The sequence below is a fragment of the Carboxylicivirga marina genome (assembly GCF_016612505.1).
GTDB lineage: Bacteria > Bacteroidota > Bacteroidia > Bacteroidales > Marinilabiliaceae > Carboxylicivirga > Carboxylicivirga marina.
The window spans coordinates 1-1,178 of the sequence record NZ_JAENRR010000149.1 but is presented as its reverse complement, the minus strand read 5'-3'; the positions used below and the strand labels follow the sequence as shown (position 1 = coordinate 1,178).

Below are 1,178 nucleotides of genomic sequence, written 5' to 3'. Positions count from 1 at the left end.
AAGCGAACGCCTTCTCAGACAGTTTGCCTTTTGTATTACTCAAAACAAACAAACCATACGAACAAAAAATCCCCACCGGTATTACACCAGCAGGGATTCGAACGAACCAAAAACAGAATTACGATATAATTAAATCATCAACACTATTAGTTGATGACTTTGGCCGTGGCATGAGGTAACGCGCCAAACGAGCTTCATCGTCAGCAAAAATGATCTGTGCCATTTCGCTGATAGGAGTGAGTAAGTCATACAAATTATTAAGTTTCTCAACACGCTCCTGGGTTATGATGCCACGTTCTTTTTTAAATAACTCCTGCGCTGTTTTAACTTCAATGAGTTGGGAGTGCAGCTGAGGCAAACTATCAATTAGAAGTTCACTGCATCCGGCACTTATCAATTGTTCACGGTATTTATTGACCACCTTTATCAGGTCGCCCATAAATACAACCAGGCGGGTATGGTCTTTACGCACTTTGTTAATGTCGTTTGCTCCAAACTGGTTTTGTACCGCTTTATTATCAGCAAAGGCTTTTACTGCAAAAAAGATAATGGTACGATAAGCACTGTTGCATCCTGCAGCTGCATCATATACAGCCTGTGTTTTCTCAGTCATTTCATCAATCACCACCATATCGGTTTTAATGGCTCGTACTTCTTCAATAGCGGCTTTAATGTCCTCGGGATAACTGTCCAGAAATGTTGAATCAAAATGTTTGAACTCTACAATGTCGGTGTTTAAGACCTCAGCTACGTTTGTGCCATGTTGTTGCAAAGTAGCATCCGGAAAGTTAAATGATCTGTCGTTTTTACTCATAATAATTGATTTAGTTAATGTTAATATGAATTTGATTAAAAATGAAATATGATTCTATAATAGTAATTGTTATATAAAGTCAGTGTTTGCAGGTGATAGCGGACAATTTCTTCCTGTCAGCGGATAATTTCCACAAGTAAGCGGAGGTTTTCTACCAGTAAGCGGACGATTTCCGTTAGTCAGCGGAGGATTTCCCGCTGGGAAAATGCCCGCTGAGCGATGGAAATCTTCCGCTGAGCAATAGAAATCCTCCGCTGAGTGCTGTCTGTTCTCCGCTGAGTGCTGAAAACGCTCCGCTTGCACAATAAAATGCCCGCTTAACGATGCTAAAGTGTAACGATAGCAATGATATACGGTTTTTGTA

The 1,178-nt window shown here is 40.5% G+C and carries 2 protein-coding genes; both read right to left on the bottom strand.

Annotated elements, in window-relative coordinates:
- Window positions 1-118: 118 nt before the first annotated feature.
- Window positions 119-814 carry a hypothetical protein gene (locus JIV24_RS22150; RefSeq protein WP_200467268.1) on the bottom strand — a complete coding sequence of 232 codons (696 nt, stop codon included), beginning with the start codon at window positions 812-814 and terminating at the stop codon, window positions 119-121.
- A 69-nt stretch (window positions 815-883) separates the two neighbouring features.
- The coding region (locus JIV24_RS22530) for a hypothetical protein (RefSeq protein ID WP_234445927.1) at window positions 884-1,178 on the bottom strand (295 nt) is incomplete at its 5' end.

Bases quoted from the DNA above. Each gene is read 5' to 3' on its own strand.
- JIV24_RS22150 (WP_200467268.1), bottom strand. From the start codon at position 814: ATGAGTAAAAACGACAGATCATTTAACTTTCCGGATGCTACTTTGCAA.